Origin of the sequence: Vibrio sp. A11 (assembly GCF_013048705.1) — a bacterium.
GTDB classification, from domain to species: Bacteria; Pseudomonadota; Gammaproteobacteria; order Enterobacterales; family Vibrionaceae; genus Vibrio; species Vibrio metschnikovii.
In genome coordinates this window covers 109,315-132,777 of the sequence record NZ_VHSI01000001.1, presented here as the reverse complement: position 1 = coordinate 132,777, position 23,463 = coordinate 109,315, and the positions used below count along the sequence as shown (strand labels likewise).

Annotated in this window: 20 protein-coding genes and 1 riboswitch; of the genes, 7 read left to right on the top strand and 13 right to left on the bottom strand. The window is 45.3% G+C overall.

Features of this window, described 5'->3' with window-relative positions; genetic code table 11:
- The first annotated feature begins 42 nt into the window (after window positions 1–42).
- Window positions 43–147, top strand: a riboswitch (glycine riboswitch).
- 184 nt (window positions 148–331) lie between these two features.
- Entirely contained in the window at window positions 332–1,705 is a 1,374-nt protein-coding gene (locus FKQ60_RS00560) for a sodium:alanine symporter family protein (protein WP_154168241.1), read from the top strand.
- A gap of 92 nt (window positions 1,706–1,797) precedes the next feature.
- Here FKQ60_RS00560 and FKQ60_RS00555 read toward each other — a convergent pair whose 3' ends face one another.
- The 4 genes from FKQ60_RS00555 to FKQ60_RS00540 all read right to left on the bottom strand — a co-directional run bounded on the left by FKQ60_RS00555 (window position 1,798) and on the right by FKQ60_RS00540 (window position 5,626).
- The gene (locus FKQ60_RS00555) at window positions 1,798–2,433 is read right to left on the bottom strand and encodes a LysE family translocator (RefSeq protein ID WP_158138428.1); all 636 of its coding nucleotides are present in this window, start codon (window positions 2,431–2,433) and stop codon (window positions 1,798–1,800) included.
- 198 nt (window positions 2,434–2,631) lie between these two features.
- On the bottom strand, window positions 2,632–3,642 hold the full coding sequence (locus FKQ60_RS00550) for an ArsA family ATPase (protein WP_158138427.1): 1,011 nt from the start codon (window positions 3,640–3,642) through the stop codon (window positions 2,632–2,634).
- A 39-nt stretch (window positions 3,643–3,681) separates the two neighbouring features.
- On the bottom strand, window positions 3,682–3,954 hold the full coding sequence (locus FKQ60_RS00545; RefSeq protein WP_040904321.1) for a cory-CC-star protein: 273 nt from the start codon (window positions 3,952–3,954) through the stop codon (window positions 3,682–3,684).
- On the bottom strand, window positions 3,941–5,626 hold the full coding sequence (locus tag FKQ60_RS00540; protein WP_040904322.1) for a carbon starvation protein A: 1,686 nt from the start codon (window positions 5,624–5,626) through the stop codon (window positions 3,941–3,943). The genes FKQ60_RS00545 and FKQ60_RS00540 overlap by 14 nt, the downstream gene beginning before the upstream one ends.
- A 555-nt stretch (window positions 5,627–6,181) precedes the next feature.
- Between FKQ60_RS00540 and FKQ60_RS00535 the strand changes: the two genes are divergently transcribed.
- Window positions 6,182–7,663 carry a carboxypeptidase M32 gene (locus tag FKQ60_RS00535; RefSeq protein ID WP_170904794.1) on the top strand — a complete coding sequence of 494 codons (1,482 nt, stop codon included), beginning with the start codon at window positions 6,182–6,184 and terminating at the stop codon, window positions 7,661–7,663.
- An 81-nt stretch (window positions 7,664–7,744) separates the two neighbouring features.
- On the opposite strand, the gene FKQ60_RS00530 is transcribed toward FKQ60_RS00535, so the two are convergent.
- Window positions 7,745–8,302, bottom strand: coding sequence for a sugar O-acetyltransferase (locus FKQ60_RS00530; protein ID WP_170904795.1), 558 nt, complete (start codon window positions 8,300–8,302; stop codon window positions 7,745–7,747).
- A gap of 510 nt (window positions 8,303–8,812) precedes the next feature.
- Here FKQ60_RS00530 and FKQ60_RS00525 point away from each other — a divergent pair.
- The gene (locus tag FKQ60_RS00525; RefSeq protein ID WP_170904796.1) at window positions 8,813–10,132 is read left to right on the top strand and encodes an alpha/beta fold hydrolase; all 1,320 of its coding nucleotides are present in this window, start codon (window positions 8,813–8,815) and stop codon (window positions 10,130–10,132) included.
- Between the two features lie 101 nt (window positions 10,133–10,233).
- On the opposite strand, the gene FKQ60_RS00520 is transcribed toward FKQ60_RS00525, so the two are convergent.
- The gene (locus FKQ60_RS00520) at window positions 10,234–11,268 is read right to left on the bottom strand and encodes a cytosolic protein (RefSeq protein ID WP_158143905.1); all 1,035 of its coding nucleotides are present in this window, start codon (window positions 11,266–11,268) and stop codon (window positions 10,234–10,236) included.
- Window positions 11,269–11,328: 60 nt separating this feature from the next.
- Entirely contained in the window at window positions 11,329–12,111 is a 783-nt protein-coding gene (locus FKQ60_RS00515) for a cytosolic protein (RefSeq protein WP_170904797.1), read from the bottom strand.
- Window positions 12,112–12,323: 212 nt separating this feature from the next.
- On the opposite strand from FKQ60_RS00515, the gene FKQ60_RS00510 reads away from it, so the two are divergent.
- Both FKQ60_RS00510 and FKQ60_RS00505 read left to right on the top strand, forming a co-directional pair.
- Complete coding sequence (locus FKQ60_RS00510; RefSeq protein WP_170904798.1) at window positions 12,324–12,701, top strand: hypothetical protein; 378 nt, start codon at window positions 12,324–12,326, stop codon at window positions 12,699–12,701.
- Window positions 12,702–12,753: 52 nt separating this feature from the next.
- Window positions 12,754–13,437, top strand: coding sequence for a DedA family protein (locus tag FKQ60_RS00505; RefSeq protein ID WP_170904799.1), 684 nt, complete (start codon window positions 12,754–12,756; stop codon window positions 13,435–13,437).
- A gap of 86 nt (window positions 13,438–13,523) precedes the next feature.
- On the opposite strand, the gene FKQ60_RS00500 is transcribed toward FKQ60_RS00505, so the two are convergent.
- The 6 genes from FKQ60_RS00500 to FKQ60_RS00475 all read right to left on the bottom strand — a co-directional run bounded on the left by FKQ60_RS00500 (window position 13,524) and on the right by FKQ60_RS00475 (window position 22,364).
- Window positions 13,524–15,386: a potassium transporter Kup gene (locus tag FKQ60_RS00500; RefSeq protein ID WP_170904800.1), complete on the bottom strand. Its 1,863-nt coding sequence runs from the start codon at window positions 15,384–15,386 to the stop codon at window positions 13,524–13,526.
- Between the two features lie 258 nt (window positions 15,387–15,644).
- Complete coding sequence (gene prpF / locus FKQ60_RS00495; protein WP_040904831.1) at window positions 15,645–16,826, bottom strand: 2-methylaconitate cis-trans isomerase PrpF; 1,182 nt, start codon at window positions 16,824–16,826, stop codon at window positions 15,645–15,647.
- Between the two features lie 50 nt (window positions 16,827–16,876).
- The gene (gene acnD, locus FKQ60_RS00490) at window positions 16,877–19,474 is read right to left on the bottom strand and encodes a Fe/S-dependent 2-methylisocitrate dehydratase AcnD (RefSeq protein WP_004395320.1); all 2,598 of its coding nucleotides are present in this window, start codon (window positions 19,472–19,474) and stop codon (window positions 16,877–16,879) included.
- Window positions 19,475–19,525: 51 nt separating this feature from the next.
- The gene (gene prpC, locus FKQ60_RS00485; RefSeq protein ID WP_004395321.1) at window positions 19,526–20,656 is read right to left on the bottom strand and encodes a 2-methylcitrate synthase; all 1,131 of its coding nucleotides are present in this window, start codon (window positions 20,654–20,656) and stop codon (window positions 19,526–19,528) included.
- Between the two features lie 116 nt (window positions 20,657–20,772).
- Complete coding sequence (gene prpB / locus FKQ60_RS00480; RefSeq protein WP_004395322.1) at window positions 20,773–21,672, bottom strand: methylisocitrate lyase; 900 nt, start codon at window positions 21,670–21,672, stop codon at window positions 20,773–20,775.
- The gene (locus FKQ60_RS00475; protein WP_004395323.1) at window positions 21,669–22,364 is read right to left on the bottom strand and encodes a GntR family transcriptional regulator; all 696 of its coding nucleotides are present in this window, start codon (window positions 22,362–22,364) and stop codon (window positions 21,669–21,671) included. Before FKQ60_RS00475 ends, prpB begins: the two co-directional genes overlap by 4 nt.
- Before the next feature lie 414 nt (window positions 22,365–22,778).
- Between FKQ60_RS00475 and FKQ60_RS00470 the strand changes: the two genes are divergently transcribed.
- On the top strand, window positions 22,779–23,237 hold the full coding sequence (locus FKQ60_RS00470) for a NifB/NifX family molybdenum-iron cluster-binding protein (protein ID WP_040904326.1): 459 nt from the start codon (window positions 22,779–22,781) through the stop codon (window positions 23,235–23,237).
- A 30-nt stretch (window positions 23,238–23,267) separates the two neighbouring features.
- Window positions 23,268–23,459: a (Na+)-NQR maturation NqrM gene (gene nqrM / locus FKQ60_RS00465; RefSeq protein WP_170905841.1), complete on the top strand. Its 192-nt coding sequence runs from the start codon at window positions 23,268–23,270 to the stop codon at window positions 23,457–23,459.
- The last annotated feature ends 4 nt before the right edge of the window (window positions 23,460–23,463 follow it).

Below are 23,463 nucleotides of genomic sequence, written 5' to 3'. Positions count from 1 at the left end.
GGTGCTTTATTCTTTTTGAAGAGAAAAGCGAGGACTGTTGTTGGAGGAACCTCTGGAGAGAACCGTTCAATCGGTCGCCGAAGGAGCAAGCTGTGCTGATCATATCAGCACAGTGAAACTCTCAGGCAAAAGGACAGAGGAGTGAAAGGTTCTATGATTCTAAGCCTTATGGCTTTACTCACTTTACGTAAACAACGCTGACAGTGACTTTGTACCACAGGTATCGTGGCACGGTTTTCTTTGTGTGTTGTTTTATCGCGGTGAGTTTGACTGAATATATTATTCAGCCCCTTTCCTCTTCTCCTTATGTTGACACTATTAAGGGGAAATAATGACCAACCTACAAACACTGCTACAAACTATTGACCACTTTATTTGGGGCCCACCACTACTGATCCTACTCGTAGGAACCGGGATCTACTTTACCTTTCGTTTAGGCTTACTGCAGTTTCGTTACCTACCCTCTGCGATAAAAATGGTATTTAGTAAAGAACCCGGCGATAAACAAGGTGATGTATCAAGCTTCGCAGCACTTTGCACCGCGCTTTCCGCTACCATTGGCACTGGAAATATTGTTGGGGTTGCCACTGCCATTAAACTGGGCGGCCCAGGTGCATTATTTTGGATGTGGCTGGCAGCTTTATTTGGTATGGCAACGAAATACGCGGAATGCTTACTCGCGGTGAAATACCGTAAAGTCGATGATAAAGGACAAATGGTCGGCGGACCGATGTATTATCTGCGCGATGGTGTTGGGTCAAACACGTTAGCGATTTTATTTGCGGTTTTTGCCCTAGGCGTTGCCTGTTTTGGTATCGGTACTTTCCCACAAGTTAATGCCATTTTAGACGCGACTCAAATTTCTTTCGGTGTACCCCGAGAGATGTCCGCTGTTGTGCTGACCATCCTAGTCGCTTTTGTCACTGTCGGTGGTATTCAATCCATCGCCAAAGTCGCAGGTAAAGTTGTGCCTATTATGGCGCTTTTTTACGTCGTTGCTTGTTTGAGTGTGATCATCAGTAATGGGGATAAACTACTCGATGCGATTCAATTGGTGTTGGTTTCCGCCTTTACACCAACCGCAGCCAGCGGCGGATTTTTAGGCGCAAGTATCATGTTGGCGATTCAATCGGGTATTGCCCGTGGTGTCTTTTCCAATGAGTCTGGTTTAGGCAGTGCACCGATGGCTGCCGCTGCAGCAAAAACCGACTCTTGTGTGAAACAAGGCCTGATTTCAATGACGGGCACCTTCTTTGATACGATCATCATTTGTACCATGACCGGATTGGCCTTGATTTTGACAGGTGCATGGCAAAGCGATTTTGCGGGCGCAGCGATGACAACCCATGCCTTTGCCACGGGGCTTAATGCCCAGACGCTTGGCCCATTACTGGTTTCTGTAGGGCTGATTTTTTTCGCTTTTACCACGATTTTAGGTTGGAACTATTATGGAGAACGCTGCGTAGTGTTCCTATGGGGAACCAAGGCCGTTCTGCCTTATAAAGTGATTTTTATCGGCTTAGTCGCCTCTGGTGCTTTTCTTCATCTCGATCTGATTTGGATTATTGCCGATATCGTTAACGGATTAATGGCGATTCCTAACCTGATCGGCTTAATCGCTTTACGTCATGTCGTCATCAAAGAGACTAAGCTTTATTTTGAAGCGCAGTTACCAGCCTTAAAAACCATTAAAGCCAAAGCCTAGTTTACTCTTTTTACTGCTACTATTGACTTTAAAAATAAAAAATAAAGGGCTTGAGATATTTCTCAAGCCCTTTTCTATTCGAAAATTGATAGCTATTCAATGTCATCAGTCATTAATTTAAAACCTAATCCGACCAACACCACCCCGGTCGTCCCTTCCATCCAACGCATAAATGCACTATTTTTCAGCAAATTTTTTGCCGAACTCAACGTTCCAGCCAACCCACACTGCCAAAGCATTGCAATCACAAAATGAATCGCAGCCATTAATAACGACTGTAGCAAAGGAGAATATTCAGGATTGATAAACTGCGGCAAAAAAGCCAAGTAAAATACCGCGGTTTTCGGGTTAAGTACGTTAGATAAGAAACCTTCTCGTAGCGAACGGCGGGGATTTAGTTGTGTATGTTGCAGGGTAACAATATCGATCCCGCTCGGTGACTTCATTAAAGTACGTAAACTAGACAAGCCCAGCCAAATCAAATAAGCCGCACCGATCATCTTCATCACCTGAAACAACTCAGCCGATTGAGTTAAAATCGCCGAAATACCGATCGCTGAAAACGTGGCATGGACAAATAGACCAATACAAATACCCAAACTGGTGATACAGCCGTCAGCCATGCCCGCTCGGGACGTATTACGGATCACTAACGCGGTATCTAAACCCGGCGTTAAGGTTAAAATAGTTATCGCAATTAAAAACGCTTCAAAATTCTGAATATACATAATCTCTCACACAAGTCACTGACACCAAATTGCGTAGAGACAGTTTACAAAGAACAGACTAAGCCCTCTTTGCACTGCCTTCCCTAGCGGTTGTTGCGGCTCTGAATGATATAACGATTCAGATCACAAAATCGTTATACCTGAGAGTCAATCACTTGTCTGTAATATTTTTTTACCTTTTGAGCAATTTTCTTTGGCTTAGAAACCAGCTTGGGTAAACTGCGTTCCTAGCGCCATTAATTGGTCGGCCCCCTGAATATCAGTCGCTTGTAAAGGGATTGGATAACGCTTGAGATGGGAAAACTGCTGATCAATTTCCTGTAAATGTTGTTTTTCCTGTTGACGCCGCAAGGCTAAAAATTCGCCATCCGCATGAATCGGTAAAATGCGGTTAATCACAATCCCGGCGACAGGTAACTTTTCATCGGTCAGTGAGCGTACCGCTCGCGTGGTTTCCAAAATTGGCAGTTTTTCTGGGGTTAATACAAATAAAATCGCCGTTTGTGAGCCATCCAAAAACGTTTCTCGCGTTCGCTGTAATAACCGTTGTCGATTAAGTAAAATTTCCGCAATTGCTTTGTGTCGTTCATCAAGACCACTGGTAGCATGCTCTTCTGGACTGCTCAGTGGGTTATCAATATCTTTACCACTATTTGGCGTTAAGTGATCAAGCACCTTGGCAAACTTGTCCGATTGTTGGTTACTTTTCAGCAATCCTTGTGTCCAAGCCGCCATCGCTTCTGGAAGAGCGAGTAAACGTAAAGTGTGGCCGGTGGGCGCGGTATCAAAAATCACTAAATCATAGTGCTGTAGACCATGCTCTAATGTACGTGCAATACACTCCAATAACGCCGCTTCTTGTGCGCCGGGAGATTGCCCCGTTAAACGAATTTGCCGCTCAACGGCACCATAAAGCTCAGGACGAGTAAACCGTTTTAACTGGCGGCTGACTTGCTCAAGATGACGAACCACTTCTTCATCTGGGTCAATTTCTAAACCGTCAAGATTCGGGGCAACTCGGGTGATTTTATCGCCGATCGGTCGGTCAAAGGCATCGGCTAAGCTGTGCGCAGGATCGGTGGAAACCACTAATACTCTCCGACCTCTTTCTGCTGCTAACAAGGCTAACGTTGCTGAAGTGGTGGTTTTGCCTACCCCACCTTTTCCGCCAACTAAAATCACTCGTTGATTATTCAGTAATAACGCCACCGCTCTCTCCTCTCTGTGAATGTCTGGCCGCTTTTGTGTTTAACAACATCTAAATTGATCGAGCGGTGAATGAGCCATCCCCATGCGCAGATGCCAATCATGAAAACGCTCCATTAATAGAGGTTGTAACTCCAGTGTGTAATAACTAGCCGGATTAGGTACCCCCATCATCTCGGAGAAGATCAGCAACATAAACAAATCGTCTTGCTCGCGCTTAGCGCGAGCAATGGCCGAACGATATGGCGCGTTATAAATTTCTTCTGCGTAATGATTAGCGAGCTTAAAACAAGCTCGGATCTTACTCAGTTTCATTCAACACCGCCTCCTTCTTACTTTTAATCAATTTATTCAAGGCGGAAGCGCACTCTAAAGTGATCAAAATGGCAGCAATCAGTACGATAATATCGAGCGTAAATAAGAACCAATCTTGCTTATCGTAAAAGCTTTTCAACTGAATCAATAAACCTAAGGTAGTCATAATTAATAAAAACACTAGCGGTACTAAGGTGTAATACATTGGCCGCCCTAAACGTACTAACATCACCGTAATAACAAGCAAGGTTAATCCTGCCAATAACTGGTTAGTGGTACCAAATAACGGCCAAATCAGTAGACCACCCGAACCATCGCCACCAGCACCAAACGCTAACAAAACACAAGATCCAACCGCTAAGAGCGTCGCGGGCAGTGCTTTTTGCATCCAACTAATGTTATAAATATTCCCCCACTCTTGGAAAATATAGCGCTGCAAACGAAGCCCCGTATCCATCGTTGTCCCTGCAAAAAGAACAACCATTACGGTTAATAACGTTTGTGACAGCGTAGTATCTAACCCCAAACCTTGCTGAAGTATGTTGGCACCACCATTAATAAACGCACCAACGCCGCCTTGACCAAAGCCATGATAAACCGCCTGCCAATCAGCTAAGGTCGCAAAACCTGCCGTTGCCGCAATAATCGCCGCTAACGCTAAAGAGCCTTCACCAATTGCACCAAAGTAACCAACAAAGCGGACATCCGGTTCTTTATCTAACTGTTTAGACGTAGTACCACTCGCCACTAAACCGTGGAAACCAGAAATCGCACCACAAGCAATCGTCACAAACAGCAATGGGATCAGTGATGGCGTTCCCTCTGGTAAATTAGTGTTAAACGCTGGAGCCACCACATCAGGACCGGCGAATAAAACCGCACCGTAAACTAAAAACAAACCAATGAATAATTGAATGCCGTTAATATAATCCCTTGGCTGCAGCAGCATCCAAACCGGTAATAAAGAAGCGATAGCTGCATAGGCAAACAGAATGATGATCCAGCTCTGTGTAGGATTCAATCCCATCAAAGTATCAGGCAAAGAAAGCGGCATCATAGGGCCAACATAAATCATCGCGTACAGAGCAATAACCCCTAATAGCGAGACCATCGCAAGCCCGATATAACGACGATAAATCAACTGACCAATCACCAACGCCACCAAAATCGCTCCCCACACAGGGATAGTAGCACTGGGAAAGCTGATTAACTGACGGGCAATGACCACAGCGAATACCGCATTCACCATCAGTAGTACAAGAAAGATAACGATCATAAATAGACTGCGTGCACGAGGACCGATAATGTCGCCAGTTAACGCACCAACCGATTTTGCCTTATTACGGTTACTGGCCCAAATCGCTCCAGCATCGTGTACCCCAGCAAAGAAAATCGTGCCAAAAACGACCCAGATAAAGGCTGGAACCCAGCCCCAAATCACGGCAATCGCAGGACCAATAATCGGTGCTGCCCCAGCAACCGACGTAAAATGATGCCCCCACAAGACATACTTATTGGTTGGTACATAATCGATACCATCATTCATTTCATGAGCGGGGGTTCGAAAATGCGGGTCGACTTTAAAGATTTTTTCACAAATAAATTTCGAATAAAAAATGTAACCCAGCGCCATGGCACCTAAGCCCATTAGCATCAGGAATATTGCATTCATGTCTACCTCCACTGTAGCGTTCATTATTGTTATGCACGAAAAGATAGTAATACCTTTACATTCACCCCAAAAATAAAAACACAACAAATTTGAACATCTTCGCAACCTATTTGTACTATTAGTGAGCCACTTCTCAGTTAATTTTTTCGCATTAACCTTAAGATCTTCCATGCAGCCTATGCAAAAGTGGATAAAGAAAATAATAGGTATACGCAAACGACTTGAAATTGTAGGTAGGCGGCAAGTGAGTGAATCCCCATGAGCATAGGCAAACGATGTGATTGGGGTGAACGAACGTAGCCAACACCGCAGCAGCTTCAAGTAGGAAGAGTATAACGGGTGCAAATCAAGACTCCATATAGAAGACAGTGACGGATCATCAACTAGGGATAGAAATTTAGCGCGTATCAGGCTCATTAATTGAGCTTAAACAACAACGATTAGCCAGCACAGTCAGAATCCCCTATTCTATCGACTCTGTTTTCTAGTACTGCCAATCAAGGCTCTACGTATTCACCATCGTGAGCCAACGCATCATCGAATAAGGAAATCAACATGGCTTTTACCGCTCTGATTGAACATTTTAAAAAAATTTCTCACTTTCAACATCTCAGCTCGATTTGTGGTTGGGATCAAGCTGCGGTTATGCCCGCGGGCGGAGCTCAAGCTCGCTCCGAAGCGATGGCACAATTATCCGTTCATATTCATCAGTTACTGACTGAGCCACAACTAGCCGAGTGGTTCGCTCGCAGCCAAGAGCAGCTCGAAACCGCACAACAAAAAGCGACTTGGCGAGAAATGCATCGTCAATGGCAACTGGCCAATGCGCTGCCAGAATCTTTGGTTAAAGCGCAATCCCTAGCAGGCTCTCAGTGTGAGCATGCTTGGCGCAGTCAACGTAAAAATAACGACTGGACTGGTTTTGAAAAAAATTGGGCCGAAGTGGTCAAACTGTCTCAAGAAGAAGCGCAAATTCGCTCTGATATCACCGGTCTTAGTCGCTACGATGCCATGCTTGATCTCTATGAACCGGGGACAAACAGCCAAGCGCTGGATAAGGTATTTAATGAAGTAAAAACTTGGTTACCTTCTTTAATTGATCAGGTTCTAGAAAAGCAAAGCCACGAACCGATCATTTTGCCGACGGCTCATTATCCGGCAGACGAGCAAAAAGCCCTTGGTTTAGAGGTAATGAAGCTACTGCAGTTCGACTTTAATCACGGTCGACTGGATCAAAGTACGCACCCATTCTGCGGTGGCGTACCCAGTGATGTACGGATCACCACTCGTTATAACGAAGCCGAGTTTACTCAATCGTTAATGGGTATTGTCCATGAAACCGGTCATGCGCGTTATGAACAAGGCTTGCCAAAAGCCTTTGCTGGTAATCCAGTTGGTCAGGCGCGCTCAATGGGGATTCATGAATCTCAATCGCTATTTTTTGAAATGCAATTGGGCCGCAGCGCACCATTTATCGAACATTTAGCCACTCTAGCTCAGCAACATTTCTCAGCGAATGAAAGTGCCGTGTTCGCCGCTGATAACTTCCAAAAACTCTACACCCGTGTGGAAAAAGGCTTTATTCGCGTTGATGCCGATGAACTTACTTACCCAGCTCACGTTATCTTACGTTATGAGATTGAACGTGATCTAATGAACGGCCACATCAAACACACTGATGTACCAGAGTTATGGAATGAAAAAATGGGCGCTTATCTTGGCCTTTCCACCGCTGGCAACTATCAAAATGGCTGTATGCAAGATATTCACTGGACAGACGGCAGCTTTGGCTATTTCCCTTCCTATACCCTTGGCGCTATGTATGCCGCGCAATTTATGGCCACCATGAAGCACAGTGTTGATGTAGAAGCAGCGATTGCTCGTAAAGATCTCAGCCCGATCTTTACTTGGTTGAGTGACAATATCTGGAGTCAAGGCAGCCAGCTGACGACTGACGAATTGGTGAAACAAGCTACGGGTGAAGTGCTTAACCCAGTACACTTCAAGGCACATTTAGTGTCGCGTTATTTGGGTTAATTAATCAACGTAGCTAACACCGCTGTCGTTTCCGATAGGAAAAAGACAGATCCAAACGGGAGACTTTTCGTCTCCCTGTTTTTATTCTTCAACTTGATTTAATGCCTTGATCCATTTAGCTGGCACACCACCAACCAAGGTATCAGGAGCAACATCTTTGGTCACAACGGCTCCGGCAGCCACCACCGAACGAGCGCCAATCGTCACGCCTTGGCAAATAACAGCATTTCCCCCAATCCAAACATCGTCTTCAATCACAATTGGCGCACATTGAAAGGTCCAACCACGTCGCTGCTGATAATCGAGCGAATGAGTGGGTGTATAGAATTGGCTATTGGGGCCAATTAACACGTTGTTACCAATGATGATCGGCGCATTATCCAACATCGTCACTCCCATATTGATGTAAGTATCGTTACCAATCGAAATGGTTTTCCCGTACTCACAAAAGAACGGCGGGCAAACCACCGTATTGTCACCGACCTGCTTGAATAGTCTCGCGAGATAAGGCTGAGCCGCGGCAAACTGGCGAGAATTTATCTCTTTAAGTAGATCAAATGCTTGGTTTCTTAGCATACTAAATTCAGGGCTATCAGAATCATGCGCTAAACCTAAAGTCATTTTTTCAAATTCATTCATAAGGTAAGGACTCTCTTTCTATCAGGGATAATCCCCGATATAAACGGATCATAAGAACCATGCAAGGACGCCGCCCACACTCTGTGAAGTAATGACCATACTCTGACTCAAGTTATCCCTCACACCTCCGAAATTCGCAAAACGCAAAATAAATTGCACTTTGCAAGGCAAAGTATGAAACCAAGTGATATTAAACCCAAACAAGCACTGATTTTATGGACATTCGCAGCATTAAAAAGTTGGCACGCTAAATGCTTTATACAGATTGATCCTTTTAAGCCGAGGATCACCTAGCCAACTGACGTTGTTAGTGAATAGATTTTGTTCACATTTTTAGCCAGCCGCCCTTTGCGACTGGCTTTTTTATTTTCTGCGTGATTAAGATCAGGCTGACTGCTGCAGACACTTTGAACCGAGCAGTAAACTACTATAACCTTACTGATTACTTTTGTGACCCACGATAAGTGACGGCGTCACTAAAAACATAACCATAATCAACAAGGAATAGTGATGCAGCAACACCTGACTGCTTTTATTGACAATGGAGTACACTACACTCCGCACTCTTTTACCCTGCCCTTAAACTACAACGACCCGAACTCAAGCACTATTACGGTTTTTGCACGGGCGATTCGCTTAGTCTCTGATGGCGAGCAACAAAAACCCTGGTTAGTGTATTTTCAAGGTGGCCCTGGCTTTGCGGCGCCGCGTCCTAATGGCTTATCCGGCTGGTTAAAACGCGCCCTACAAGATCATCAAGTCTTGCTGCTTGATCAACGCGGCACCGGTAATAGCTCGGTGATCTCCCACCAAACCTTATCGACCATGAACGCCAATCAGCAAGCAGAATATTTAAGCCATTTCCGCGCTGATAATATCGTACGCGACGCGGAAGCCATTCGTGAAGCGCTCGGGGTTAAGCAATGGGCGATTTTAGGCCAAAGCTTCGGTGGCTTTTGCTCACTGACTTACTTATCCTTGTTTCCTGATAGTTTATCTCGCGCATATATTACCGGTGGCGTGCCATCGTTAACCGCCCATGCTGATGAAGTCTACCGCGCGACGTTTGCTCGTACTTTAGAAAAAAACCACGCCTTTTTTGCCCAGTTCCCCCAAGCGCAAACCTTATGCCAGCGTATAGCCAACCATCTAATAAAAAACCGTGTCAGCTTGCCTAATGGTCAAGTGTTTACCGTTGAGCAGTTTCAGCAGATCGGCATCAACTTTGGTATGAGTGACAGTTTTCTGCCTACTTATTATCTACTGGAAAACGCCTTGATCACGGTCGATGGGCAAGAGACCTTGAGCTATGAGTTTCTTCATCAGATGCTCATGCAACAAGCATTTCAAACCAACCCTATCTACGCCATTTTGCATGAATCGATTTACTGTCAGCACAGCGCTTCGAATTGGTCCGCACAACGTATTCGCCAAGAGTATCAAGTCTTTGAGTATCAGCCTGATCAGACTTTCTTATTTACCGGAGAGATGGTTTTCCCTTGGATGTTTGAACAATACACCTGCTTAAAACCACTGCAAGCGGCAGCACAGCAGCTAGCCGCCAAAAGTGATTGGCCTGCACTGTATCATCCGCAGGTGCTGGCGCAAAATAAGGTGCCGGTCAGTTGCGCGGTTTACGCTGATGATATGTTTGTTGATATGGATATTAGCCGCGCGACCCTTAAGCAAATTGCCAACTCAACAGCGTGGATCACCAATGAGTATGAACACAACGGACTTCGCGCCGATGGTGAGCGAATTTTAGATAAGTTAATCAATATGGGCGATCAAATCGCAGCAAATATTGACGCTCAAAAACGAATGGCTTGATGGCGGTTTAAGCTTGCCGTTAACTTTCGTGACATCCAGATCATAAAAAGCGCCGTTGGCGCTTTTTTCTGTCAACTAATTGCTATCAACTAACTAGGTATTTAACAAAGCAGTTGCTGCAATTTATATTCAACCATCGGATCGCCGGGGACAATCTGTTGAGCAAATTCTAATAACTGCACCGCATCCTGCGGGTTTTCATGCTGATGCTTAATAGCAATATCCACCAAAGGCTGGATATCAATATTGGTTTGATGCTGTTTAATATGCGCATTTTTCTCAGCCATCAATACATGATGCGCGGTACTGAGTAACCCTAAACGATGCCTAGAATTCGCATTGGCTTTATTCAGACACTGATAATAGTCTTCTTTAAAACGCAACGCTCTGGTTTGATGACGAAACTGAGCGATATCAATATGTTGGTGACGAATAAAATCTACCGCCACCTGTTTGTAAAAGCCAAATTGATTGAGATAATTAGCATGAGTGCCATGCCCCATACCAAATACCCTTAAGTGAGTTAATTGCGGGTAGCGTTTCGCATGCAGTCGGTCGATGTGATTCGTCGGGTCGTAAATGATGTACCCCTTCGCATCCCCTAAATCGAGATCGTGATAATCACCCTGCCAGTCATATTGCTGCGCCAGCTGAGTGCTGGATCTGTCGTCCCAAGGGACAATCTGTTGGTTTTTGGTGCTCACCGGATAAAAAAGCAAAACTTGATTTAGCTTTAGTAAATTAGCGAACGCGCCCACCGCAAAGCCACCACGACTCAGCCCATAGCCTAACCGCGACTTAAACGGGCTCAATAAGGTTGATAATTGCTCTAAAAAGAAAATTAAGTTGCGACTACGAAACCAATTACTTTTCCCTAAATGCTGAAAAGCAATAATGTTGACCTCTTGCTTTTGGGCAAGACGATAGCCCCAAGGCGAAAAATTCGAATCTAAGTCCTGTTCCTGTAAATTCGTTCCTGCTGGTGAGAAGGTAAATAACAAGGGTTTATTTAAATCAACAAATTGATATTTCACAAAAATGTCATCAAGTAAATCCTCACCAGACATCGGTAACTTGGCCTGTTGTTCGTCTTTGGAAAGAGACGCCCATTCATCCAGCCAATACAGTAACTTCATTTATCCTCCATCTAAATTGCATTACGCAATTGTGTTTAAAAATACCGTGTATTTCCCCGCTTATTCGGGCTCTTTCCTCTCGAAAAACCACTGCCGAGCTTGTTGATAACAATCATCAACAGCTATCTTTTGTTGATGGATAAACTGCTCAGCGATATGGTTATAAAAACTTAACTTGTCAGTATCATTTGAACGAATACCATGCCCCATGCCGGATATCGGCACTTGAATTAACTCTGGGTAACGTTGAGCATGCAGGGCATCAATGGGATCGTTAGGGTCGTAAATAATATAGCCTTGGGCTGCGCCAAGATCTTTATCATGGTATTTCCCCTGCCAATCAAATTTTTGGGCAGCTTCAGTACTGACACGTGTATCCCATGGCACTCGCTGTTTATTTTTGGTACTCACAGGGTAAAACAGCAGCACATGATTAAGCTGCAGTAAATTGGCAAACGCCCCAATCGCAAACCCACCCCGGCTTAAACCATAACCTAAGCGCAGGGGAAACCGGACCAGTAATGGCGCAAGTTGCTCAAGGAACTCAATCAAACTCGGGCTTCGAAACCAGTTGGTCATTCCTAGGTGCTGAAAAGCAATCACATTAACCTGTTGCTGCTGAGCGAAATCATAACCCCAAGGAACATAATCAGCATGCAACTCTTGCTGACGAACATCACTGCCCGAAGGTGAAAATAGAAATAGTAATGGCTGGTCGATATCCACCAGCTGGTAACGGACAAATACATCATCAATTAAGTTCGAGCCTGTAAAAGGTAATCTAGCTTGCAACGCCGGATGAGAAAGCGATAAAGCTTCATTAAGCCAATACAGTAACTTCATTACTTTCCCCGACGAAAAATCAAACCGCGCACCTTAGCAAAAATTCAACAGAAATGATAGGTTAAGAGATGATCGTTTGTTGAGGTAGTTGAGTACGCTAACCTCGATGAATGAATTAGGGTTATCTCTTGCTCGGGCGGTTAAAAACGCTTTACAGATATGGCTGACACACCGCATACTCTCGGTAATTTCAAGTTACCCACAATCGTCTTATGATCCAGTCTGCTCTGTTTGCATTGTTTATCGCTCTGGTCAGTTTTCCTGACTGGCTTAACTTAAATGCTATTCAAGAGAAACCGCTGGCGGTATCCACTCAGACTCATCACCACTTGGCTAGCGAACAAGCGCATCCTGAACAATATTCACTCGCGGTGATCGCACGCAGTGAGCCAAACCGCGCAACGCCCATTCGCCTAATCTCTGATGATAATGACGATATCGCGCTAAAGAAAGACGCTCCCTTTTATCTTGCTCTTGCACTGAGTGTCGCGGCGATCATATTGTGGTTTTACTTTAGTCAATCCACGCTGTTTTTTATCCGCAAAGCTCTGCGATTTTCCAACCTCTATTCACGTTTCGCTCACGCTTAGCTTTTTTCAATCAAACCGTTCGTTATTATTTTTTTGATTGAGGAAAGGTATTGTGAATACGCTATTGTCTATTTTTTCTGCCTTATGGCATCAAGATCTGATTGCATTACAGCACATCGATCTTTCGTTATTGTATCTCTGCATCGGGTTATTGATTTTTGTTGAGAGTGCTTTCCTACCTGCTGCGCCTTTACCGTGTGATAGCATCGTTATCTTGTGTGGTAGCCTTGCTGCTGTCGGCATTTTGAATTTATACGCCGTGATTGGCGTACTGATCATCGCCGGATGGTTAGGAGGAGCAATGGCATTTTACCAAGGTCATCAATTGAAAGAATGGCGTATGGTGGCTTCTTGGTTAGGGAAAGTTCCGGCTAAACAATGGGATACAACAGATCGTTTAATTCATAAATACGGCATGCTGGCGATGTTTATGGCGCGTTTCTTACCGGTTGTGCGCTCTTTATTGCCGATGGTCATGGGCCTGAGAAATGCGATATCTCCAACGCGTTTTTTATTGGTTACCCCCTTGAGTGCCATCGCATGGGTTCTTTTTCTGGTCTTTTCAGGTTATGGCGTGTCATTACTGCCTGATAACTTATCGAAAATTGCCAATCATATTTTGATTCTCGCCCCGTTGATGACGTTGTTGATTGGTATCGTAAGCCTACTCATTGGTTGGTCTGTCCGCCGACGTGCTCAGCAAAAAATATCGCCTATTCATCGCGAATCAAATTAATAAGCTTTCATTCTCTATTATCAAAAAAGGCCATGTAAACACAGTTACTTGGCCTTTTACTTTTTTCGTAACCTTAATGACAGAGGTTAAATTTCCCGATAAACGCCCATCTCAATTAATCGATCCGAGGGAATATTCAACCGCTCAGACGTTAGTAATGCATGCTTGCTCAGCAAAATAAATAGCTTGGCCTTAAAGTCATGCCATAAGCCGATTTTTTGTGCTTGGATATGCTCAGCAGAAAGGAAAAAAATCGTTTCATTAGGATGGAGAAATAGCCCTTTTAAAGCACAAGAGTGCATCACTTGGTCTATTTCTAAGGTTTCTTGATATCCCGTATGAATGATCACCTGCCAAAACGTCTCTGACAGTTGGGTTATCTCCGCTCGACGACAGGGATGAACATAAGGCTGCGATTCACTTTGAAAAGTCATCAAGACATTACGCTCATGCAACACCTTATTGTATTTTAAGTTATGGATCAGTGACCGAGGCACATGAACGCTCGAACGAGAAAAATACACAGCGGTACGTTGGGTACGTTGAAAGGTTTCCCCTTCGAGTGATGTGATCATTGCCGGTAACGATAAATCACTCCCGGATTGTTCCAATAAACGCTGTTTCTGTTGCTGCCAGATATACATAATAAGGAATACACCACCACCAAGCACGATTGGTAGCCAGCCACCATGACTAAATTTAGTCGATGTCGAGATCAGTAATAATACGTCCAAAGAGATGAAAATAGCGCCCATGACAATGACGTAACGTAACCGCCAATGCCAGCCATAACGCATCACCACCAAGATTAATAATGAAGAGATGGTCATAATCGCAGTTACCGCAATCCCATAAGCGGCGGCTAAATTTGCCGAGGATTTAAAACTCGCCATCACCATCATCACTGAAGCGAATAGTAATAGATTCGCTGCTGGCACATAAATTTGTCCTTGAGAGTGCGCTGAAGTATGAGTGATTTTTAATGGTGGCAGATAACCATAGTTCATCGCTTGACGAGTCAATGAGAAAATACCAGAGATCACCGCTTGAGAAGCGATGATCGCCGCTAACGTTGCCAAAATAATCAACGGCCACAGTAACGAATGGGGGACTAATCCATAGAAAGTTTGCCTTTCTATGCCTTGTGTTTGAAGTAAATACGCACCTTGCCCAAAGTAGTTAAATAGCAAACTGGGTAAAACAATAGTAAACCAAGCCCATCGAATCGGTGTAATCCCAATATGGCCCATATCGGCGTATAACGCTTCAACGCCAGTCACCGACAGTACGACAACACCGAGTATAATTAAGCTATAAGCGCCGTGAGTAGCAATAAAATGCCAAGCGTAATATGGATTTACTGCAGCCAAAACCTGTGGTTGCTTGATGATAGCGATGAAACCTAAAACGCCCAGTGTGATAAACCAGAGCAACATAATTGGCGCAAAAAAACGGCCAATCAACTCTGTTCCCAATACTTGAATAGCAAATAACGCGCAGATGATCGCTAAGGCAATTGGCAAGACATAAGGCGCTAAGCTGGCTTTAGCCACGGCTATCCCTTCAACCGCAGAGAGCACCGACATCGCTGGTGTAATCACCGCTTCACCAAAAAAGAACCCTGCGGCTAATAAACCCAATAGCAGAACCACGGGTTTGAATGAATGAGGACAATGAGTCTTGGCAATACTCGCTAAGGTTAAGATACCGCCTTCACCATTTTGATCCGCTTGGGTGATGAACAATAAATACTTTACCGACACGATGATAATAAATGCCCAAAAGACTAACGAGAGTATTCCCAATACATTGGTTGGATTAATAATAAGGGGATGATGGCTAAAAAACACTTCTTTCAATGCGTATAAAGGGCTAGTTCCAATATCACCATAAACAATACCGACAGCCAATAGAGCAAGCGAAGACGTACTTTTTTGTGATGGTTTCATTTTCCTATTGCGCTTTCAGCGCATCCTATCTGAATAGAGATCCCCCATACTAATCAGATGGATTTAAAGAAAATGTATAAAACAAGACGAGAGATATATAGAAAATATAAAATTTCAGCGCCAAAGGACATTCAGTTGCAGTCAATGCTCAATGAGTCATGCGACTTATCTTCGCTCAACGGCTCCTTTTGACAATCAAATCAATTGTTGCACTTAGTATGGCCATGGAGATAGCTGAACGCTATCTCCAAAAAATGATTATGGCGCTGGAACTCTCACCGAGCCTTCCATTAATATCCGAGCACTGCGACTCATCACCGCTTTAGTGATCCGCCAAATAGGTTGTGTGTCTTCTTCAATAACGGTCGACTCAATCGTAGCGCCGACCGTTAATAGGCCAGAAGGATGCCCCAAAGTAACTTGACTTCGTTGACCACCTCCCGCGGCTTGGTTGACGAGCGTGCCAGGAACGCAAGCCGCCGCGGCAATCGCAACGGCAGCGGTTCCCATCATCGCATGGTGTAATTTCCCCATTGATAGAGCGCGCACCAGGAGCTCAACTTCAGCACTCTTAATCTGTTTTCCACTAGAGGTGAGATAGGCTTTCGATGGCGCTACAAAAGCAATTTTAGGCGTATGTTGACGCGCTTTAGCTTGTTCTAAATGCTCAATCAAACCCATTTTTAACGCGCCATAAGCACGGATTATTTCTAACTTAGCGAGCATTTCAAGATCGGCGTTGACCACCTCTTGCCCTTCATCGCCTTGATAACCCAGTCGGTGAGCATCAAGAAAAATGGTCGGAATCCCTGCATTAATCAACGTCACTTCAATATCACCAAGACCGGGGATAGATAAGCAGTCACGTAGATTTCCTGTCGGAAATATCGCCTCCTGCCCCTCAGCTGGATCAACAAACTCGACCTGAATTTCAGCCGCAGGAAAAGCAACACCATCGAGCTGAAAATCACCGATTTCTTGAACTTGACCGTTGACGATTGGTACGTGAATGATCAGCGTTTTTTGAATGTTGGTTTGCCATACTTTTACCGCCACCACGCCCTGTTCAGGGATACGAGCAGGGTCAATCAATCCCGCCTCTATCGCAAAAGGACCGACCGCAGCGGAAAGGTTACCGCAATTACCACTCCAATCAATCTGTGGTTGATCGATGGCAACTTGACCAAATAAATAATCAACATCGTGATCCGCTTGCTGACTTTTTGAAATCAATGCCACTTTACTGGTACTGGAACTTCCCCCTCCCATACCATCGATCTGCTTGCCATAGGCATCAGGACTACCAATCACTCTCAATAACAGTCTATCGCGATACTCGCCAGATAATTGGGCATCAATAGGGAGATCGGAGAGCTTAAAAAACACGCCGTTACTGGTGCCACCTCTTAAATAGGTGGCGGGAATTTTTATTTGCCGCACTGAACCAACGGTACTGTCTGAGGTACTAGAAACTATAGAATGAACATTACTCATAACGGCTTCTCTTTAGTTAAAAACTGTTCGGCAAAACGAGGTAATACCCCACCCGCTTGATAAACGTCGAGTTCATCTTCGGTTTCAAGGCGGCAAATCACTGAAACAGAGAAAGAAGACTGATCTCGGCGAGTGATGGTCAACGTGAGTATCGCATTTGGCTGGATCACTCCGCGGACATCAAATAACTCGCTGCCGTCTAAATCAAGGGTTAAACGGTTCATCCCTGTCATAAATTGCAGCGGCAATACCCCCATACCAACTAAATTGGTGCGATGAATGCGCTCAAAGCCTTCGGCAACAATCGCCTCAACGCCAGCTAAACGTACCCCTTTCGCCGCCCAATCACGAGATGAGCCTTGGCCATAATCGGCACCAGCAATAATGATTAACGGTTGTTTACGTTCTAGATAGGTTTCTATTGCTTCCCATAGTCGAGTGACTCGCCCTTCTGGCTCAATCCGCGCTAGCGAGCCTTGTATCACTTCGCCGTTCTCTTTGACCATTTCATTCAATAGTTTGGGGTTAGCAAGCGTGGCGCGTTGCGCTGTTAAATGATCGCCACGATGAGTCGCATAAGAGTTAAAGTCCGCTTCGGGAACGCCCATGCTGGCTAAATACTCTCCGGCGGCACTGCTCGCTAAAATCGCATTCGAGGGAGAAAGGTGATCGGTCGTGACATTGTCACCTAAAATCGCTAACGGACGCATGGCAGTTAAACTCGGCTTGCCAGCTAGCGCACCTTGCCAATAAGGAGGGCGTCGGATATAAGTACTGTGAGGACGCCAATCATAAAGCGGTGATGCTTGCTGAGTCGAATCCTGTAGCTGAAACATTTGAATATACACGTGCTGATATTGCTGCGGCTTAACGCAACTCTCGACCACGGCATCAATCTCTTCATCACTCGGCCAGATATCCGCTAAGTAAATCGGGGTGCCCTGACTGTCCACACCAAGCGCATCTCGCTCAATATCAAAGCGAATGCTGCCAGCAATCGCGTAGGCGACGACCAGCGGTGGTGACGCTAAAAAAGCGTGTTTGGCATGAGGATGAATCCGCCCATCAAAGTTACGATTACCAGATAAGACTGCAGTGGTATAGAGATCACGGGCAAGAATTTCTCGCTCAATGGCCGGATCCAACGCACCGCTCATTCCATTACAGGTTGTACAAGCGTAGCCAACAATCCCAAATCCTAGCGTTTCAAGTTCGGTTAATAAGTTGGCTTCTTCTAAGTACAGTTTGGCGACTTTAGAGCCGGGCGCAAAGGAGCTTTTCACCCAAGGCTGACGTATCAAGCCACGCTGATTGGCTTTTTTAGCAAGTAATCCCGCCGCGACCAAATTGCGCGGATTACTGGTATTGGTGCATGAGGTGATCGCTGCGATGATCACCGCCCCATCAGGTAAGCCGAATTGAGTACTCTCTTGTCTTAGCGTATCGGCGATACCGCGCTCAACCAATTGTGAGGTAGGTAAACAGCGATGGGGTTGAGAAGGCCCAGCCATGGTGCGTTCGACTTGAGAGAGATCAAAGGTTAAGACTCTTTCATACTGCACCTCGAGTAACGCATCAGCCCATAAGCCAGTCTGTTTAGCGTATTGCTCAACTAACGCGATTTGATCTGGTTCGCGGCCCGTGAGCTGAAGATAACGTAGCGTTTGCTGATCGATATAGAACAAACCCGCGCTAGCACCATATTCTGGCGTCATGTTGGCGATGGTGGCGCGATCGCCAATCGTCAGTTGATGGGCTCCTTCACCAAAAAATTCTAAATAGGCTGAGACTACTCGCTGCGTACGCAAAAACTCGGTTAATGCTAATACAATATCGGTCGCGGTAATTCCAGCTTGGCGCTGGCCGATAAGCTTTACCCCGACAATATCCGGTAAACGCATCATCGATGGTCGGCCTAGCATGACGGTTTCCGCTTCTAAGCCGCCAACACCAATGGCAATAACCCCAAGAGCATTAATATGAGGGGTATGGCTATCGGTCCCCACACAAGTATCAGGGAAGGCAACGCCTTGCTTCAGTTGGATGACTGGCGACATTTTTTCTAAATTGATTTGATGCATAATGCCATTACCAGCGGGGATCACGCTGACATTTTTAAACGCGTGTTTGCACCATTCAATGAAATGAAAACGATCTTCATTGCGTCGGTCTTCAATCGCACGATTTTTTACTAAAGCATCGGCGTCAAAACCAGCGTGCTCGACCGCTAACGAATGGTCAACAATCAATTGCGTTTCGACGATGGGGTTGACTTGCGCCGGATCGCCGCCTTGCTCCGCAATCGCATCACGCAGTCCGGCTAAATCAACCAAAGCGGTTTGACCTAAAATATCATGGCACACTACACGCGCAGGATACCAAGGAAAATCCCGATCTTGCTTACGCTCAATCAACTGTGTTAATGCTGACGTAAGTTGCTCACCAGGACAACAGCGCACCAGATTTTCGGCCAGTATCCGCGAGGTATAAGGCAGCCTCTGATACGCATCAGGCTTGATGGCATTAATCGCTGCGCGAGCGTCAAAGTAATTTATCTCGGTTCCGGGTAAGGTTTGTCTAAAACGACTCTTCATTCTCTTTCTTTGATCCTCAATAATCCACCACAGTGAGTGACAACGTCACGATTAGCCACGCTGATCTATCGGAACCCAATCTTGAGGATCGGGCCCAATATAGTCCGCGCTTGGGCGAATAATTCGATTATTAGCCCGCTGTTCAAACACATGTGCAGCCCAACCCGTTAAACGGCTCAGCACAAAAATCGGGGTAAAGAGTTTGGTCGGAATACCCATAAAGTGATAGGCCGAAGCGTGGAAAAAATCGGCATTACAAAATAAGTTTTTTTCGCGCTGCATTACGGCTTCAACTTGTTCAGAAACCGCATAAAGATGGCTATCGCCCACCTGCTCGGATAAGCGCTTAGACCATTGTTTGATCAAGGCGTTACGTGGATCGCATTCACGGTAAATCGCATGCCCAAAGCCCATGATGGTCTGCTTTTCTGCCAACATCCGCAGCAGATGTTGCTCGGCTTCCTCGGCCGTCGTCCACGGCTCTATCATCGCCATTGCTGCTTCATTGGCTCCACCGTGTAGTGGCCCTCGTAATGAACCAATCGCGGCAGTAATACAAGAATGCAGATCAGACAAGGTCGAGGCGCACACGCGAGCGGTAAAGGTTGACGCATTAAACTCATGCTCAGCGTATAAAATTAATGAACAATGCATAACTTGTTTAAACAGCGCACTCGGCGCTTGATCGCTGAGCATTGCCAAAAAATAACCACCGATAGAATCTTCATCGTATTGCTGGGTATCAACCCTGACTCCGTGATGACTGAAACGATACCAATAAGCAATGATGGCAGGAAACAGAGCTAACATTCGCTCGGCGCTGGCTAACTGCTGAGCAAACTCTTGCTCTGGTTCGATATTACCCAGCATCGAACAGCCAGTGCGTAAGACATCCATCGGATGAGCCGTCGCGGGGATCCGCTCTAAGATCTCGGTAAGCGCGGGAGGTAAGCTTCGTAAATCCATTAATCGCGCTTTAAAGCTGTCTAACTCTCGCTGAGTCGGTAAGTGCCCAATCAATAATAAGTGCGCCACTTCTTCAAATTGAGCATGGTTGGCTAAATCGGTAATGTCATAACCGCGGTAGGTCAAACCAGTACCGGTTTTACCCACCGTACACAGTGCCGTACTGCCAGCACTTTGACCACGTAATCCCGCGCCTGCGGATGAAGGACAAGACATAATGATGAACTCCTTTTCGCATTAAGTTTTGTTGATTCAGTATTGGATGTTAAAGCGGCAATCCTCTTGTCGCGATAAACCACCGCGCTGTACTTATCATTCCAGCGTAGAAAAGTTTAAGATTTGCCTTTCGAAAATAGCGTATCCAGCGTTTGCTCATAGGCGTGATAATCCAGATAGTGGTAGAGATCCTGACGGGTTTGCATCGCATCTAATAACGCCTGCTGATGCTCGTTGTCCAATAGGTGGCGGTAAACGGTTTCTGCAGCGTGGTTCATGGCACGAAACGCACTGAGAGGGTACAAGGCCATGGCAACGTTAACTTCCGCCAATTGCGCTTTGCTATACAGTGGGGTTTGGCCGAACTCGGTCATATTGGCAAGAATCGGTACGTTTTTTCCGGTTGCTGATTGTAATGCCAAAGCGAGCTGTTGATATTGATCCAATTCTGTCATCGCTTCGGGAAACAACATATCGGCCCCAGCCTCAACATAAGCAATCGCTCTTTCAATGGCTTTGTCCATCCCTTCGTTGGCCAGTGCATCGGTACGCGCCATGATCACAAAATCACTATCATGACGAGCATCGACCGCAGCTTTGAGTCGGTCAACCATCTCTTGTTGGCTAACAATGGCTTTATTTGGACGATGACCACAACGTTTTTGAGCCACTTGATCTTCCAAATGAACCGCCGCCGCCCCTGCTTTTTCCATTAGCTTTATCGTTCGAGCAATCGAAAACGCGCCGCCAAATCCGGTATCAATATCCACTAACAAGGGTAAATCACAGGCATTCGTGATCCGCTCGACATCGATCAGTACGTCATTTAATGCTGTGATGCCAAGATCCGGCAATCCATAGGATGCATTCGCGACGCCTGCACCGGATAGATAAATAGCCTGATGGCCGATCTGTTTAGCCATCATCGCGCAATACGCATTAATCGTACCGACAATGGGTAAAGGTTGCTGCAGGTGAAGGGCAAGCTTAAATTTAGCTCCCGGACTGATGCTCATAAACACTCCTTAGTATGGCTGTCGAGCTGGATTTGCTGTTCAATTAAACGCCGGCTGTAAGTAATATGTCTACGCATCAACATCTCCGCCAACTCTTCATCACGGTGACGTATCGCCTGCAGAATAAATTTATGCTCTTCAAGGGCGGCAATCGGTCGAGAATGAGAACGAGGCGATTGATATCGATACATACGCAGCAAATGGTAAAGCTCATCGCACAGCAAACGAATCAATTGTGGGTTACGACTGGCTTGAATGATTCGATAGTGAAAGTCAAAATCACCGTATTGATGAAAATAGCCCGCCCCATCGACTTGTTCGATATGACGAGAATGCGTGATAAGTAGTTGCTCTAAGCTAGACAATTCGTCTTCGGTAATATGACGCGCCGCTAAACGAGCCGCCATTCCTTCCAACGCTTCTCTTACGCCGTACAGATCCACCAGCTTTTCTTGACAAAGCTTAATCACTCTGGCCCCAACATGAGGAATACGCTCGATTAAACCTAAGCCTTCAATCCGCATCAGCGCTTCACGTAAAGGCCCTCGACTAACCTGAAAATGTTTAGCTAACTCAGGCTCAGAGATTTTACTTCCAGGAGCAATGTCGCCAGAGACAATCGCCTCTATCAAAAACTCAGTTAAACTTTCCGATTTAGTATGTTCTTTTTCGTTATCTACGTGTTTATTCACTTGGCTCTTCTACCTTGCATCAGTCATTACGCTGAGATCATCAAGCTTATGGGTGGTTAATACGAACAACCTCAACTTGCTGATACCGCTTACCATAAACAAGCAATTGTCGACAATCAAGTAAATCGGCGACAATTTAGACTAAGGTCGCACAAAAAACATCGCAATAACAATCAAAAAATCGAATAAAAACCGCTTATTTTCAGGGAAAGTTAAACATTAGTGATTGTGGCGTTATATTGTCGATTTATCCCAATGAAACATTGTCGACAATCAATGCGTCATACTTAAAGATGAACCCACGATTTCTTAGAGCAGCAAACAGGGAAAATACAAAAAATAATTGGCATATGCTAATTACTAGCGCACAATATTCACTTCTCACTCTTCTCTCACCACAATAGGAATATTGATATGATCTATGCCATTCCCAGCCAAGGTCAAAAACTCAGTCCCCATTTTTCCAAAGCATCCGAATTTTTATTGATTAACTCTGTGACCGAGCAGCAAAGTGTTGTCATCACTGAACCTCATGACCCAGCTCAACGCTGCGCTCAAAAAGCGGCGCTGCTTGAGCTGTTACGGCAACATAAAGTCGATGCTGTAATCGTAAAAAATATTGGTCAGGCGATGCTATCGACGCTATTTAAGCTAGGTATCAAAGTCTTCGCCTATCCAGCTCGCCGCTCATTGGCTCAGCTAACTCTTACTGAACTTCAGGAAATCACCGATCTGGCTTACGCTCGTCCTTCGATTCATAAAAATCAGAAATCCTGCCAAACAAAGCAAGGTTGTCATTCTTCGCAGGCAAGGACTAAACTCAACCCAACAACGTTAAAAAAGTTACAGCGTATTTTTACGATTCACCGCTAACCCATACGAAGAACAAAAGGAGTCATAAACATGGTGTACTTGATCGCTTTTGGTGTTTTTCTATTGATGGTGCTCTTAATGAGCATTGGCGTGATGGCTCGGCGAAAACCGATTCAAGGTAGTTGTGGCGGTCTAGCAAAGGTTGAGATTGATAAAGTCTGTAATTGTAAGACACCGTGTAAAGATCACACTAAATCGACTCAAACCGACGAGCTGAAATAGCAAA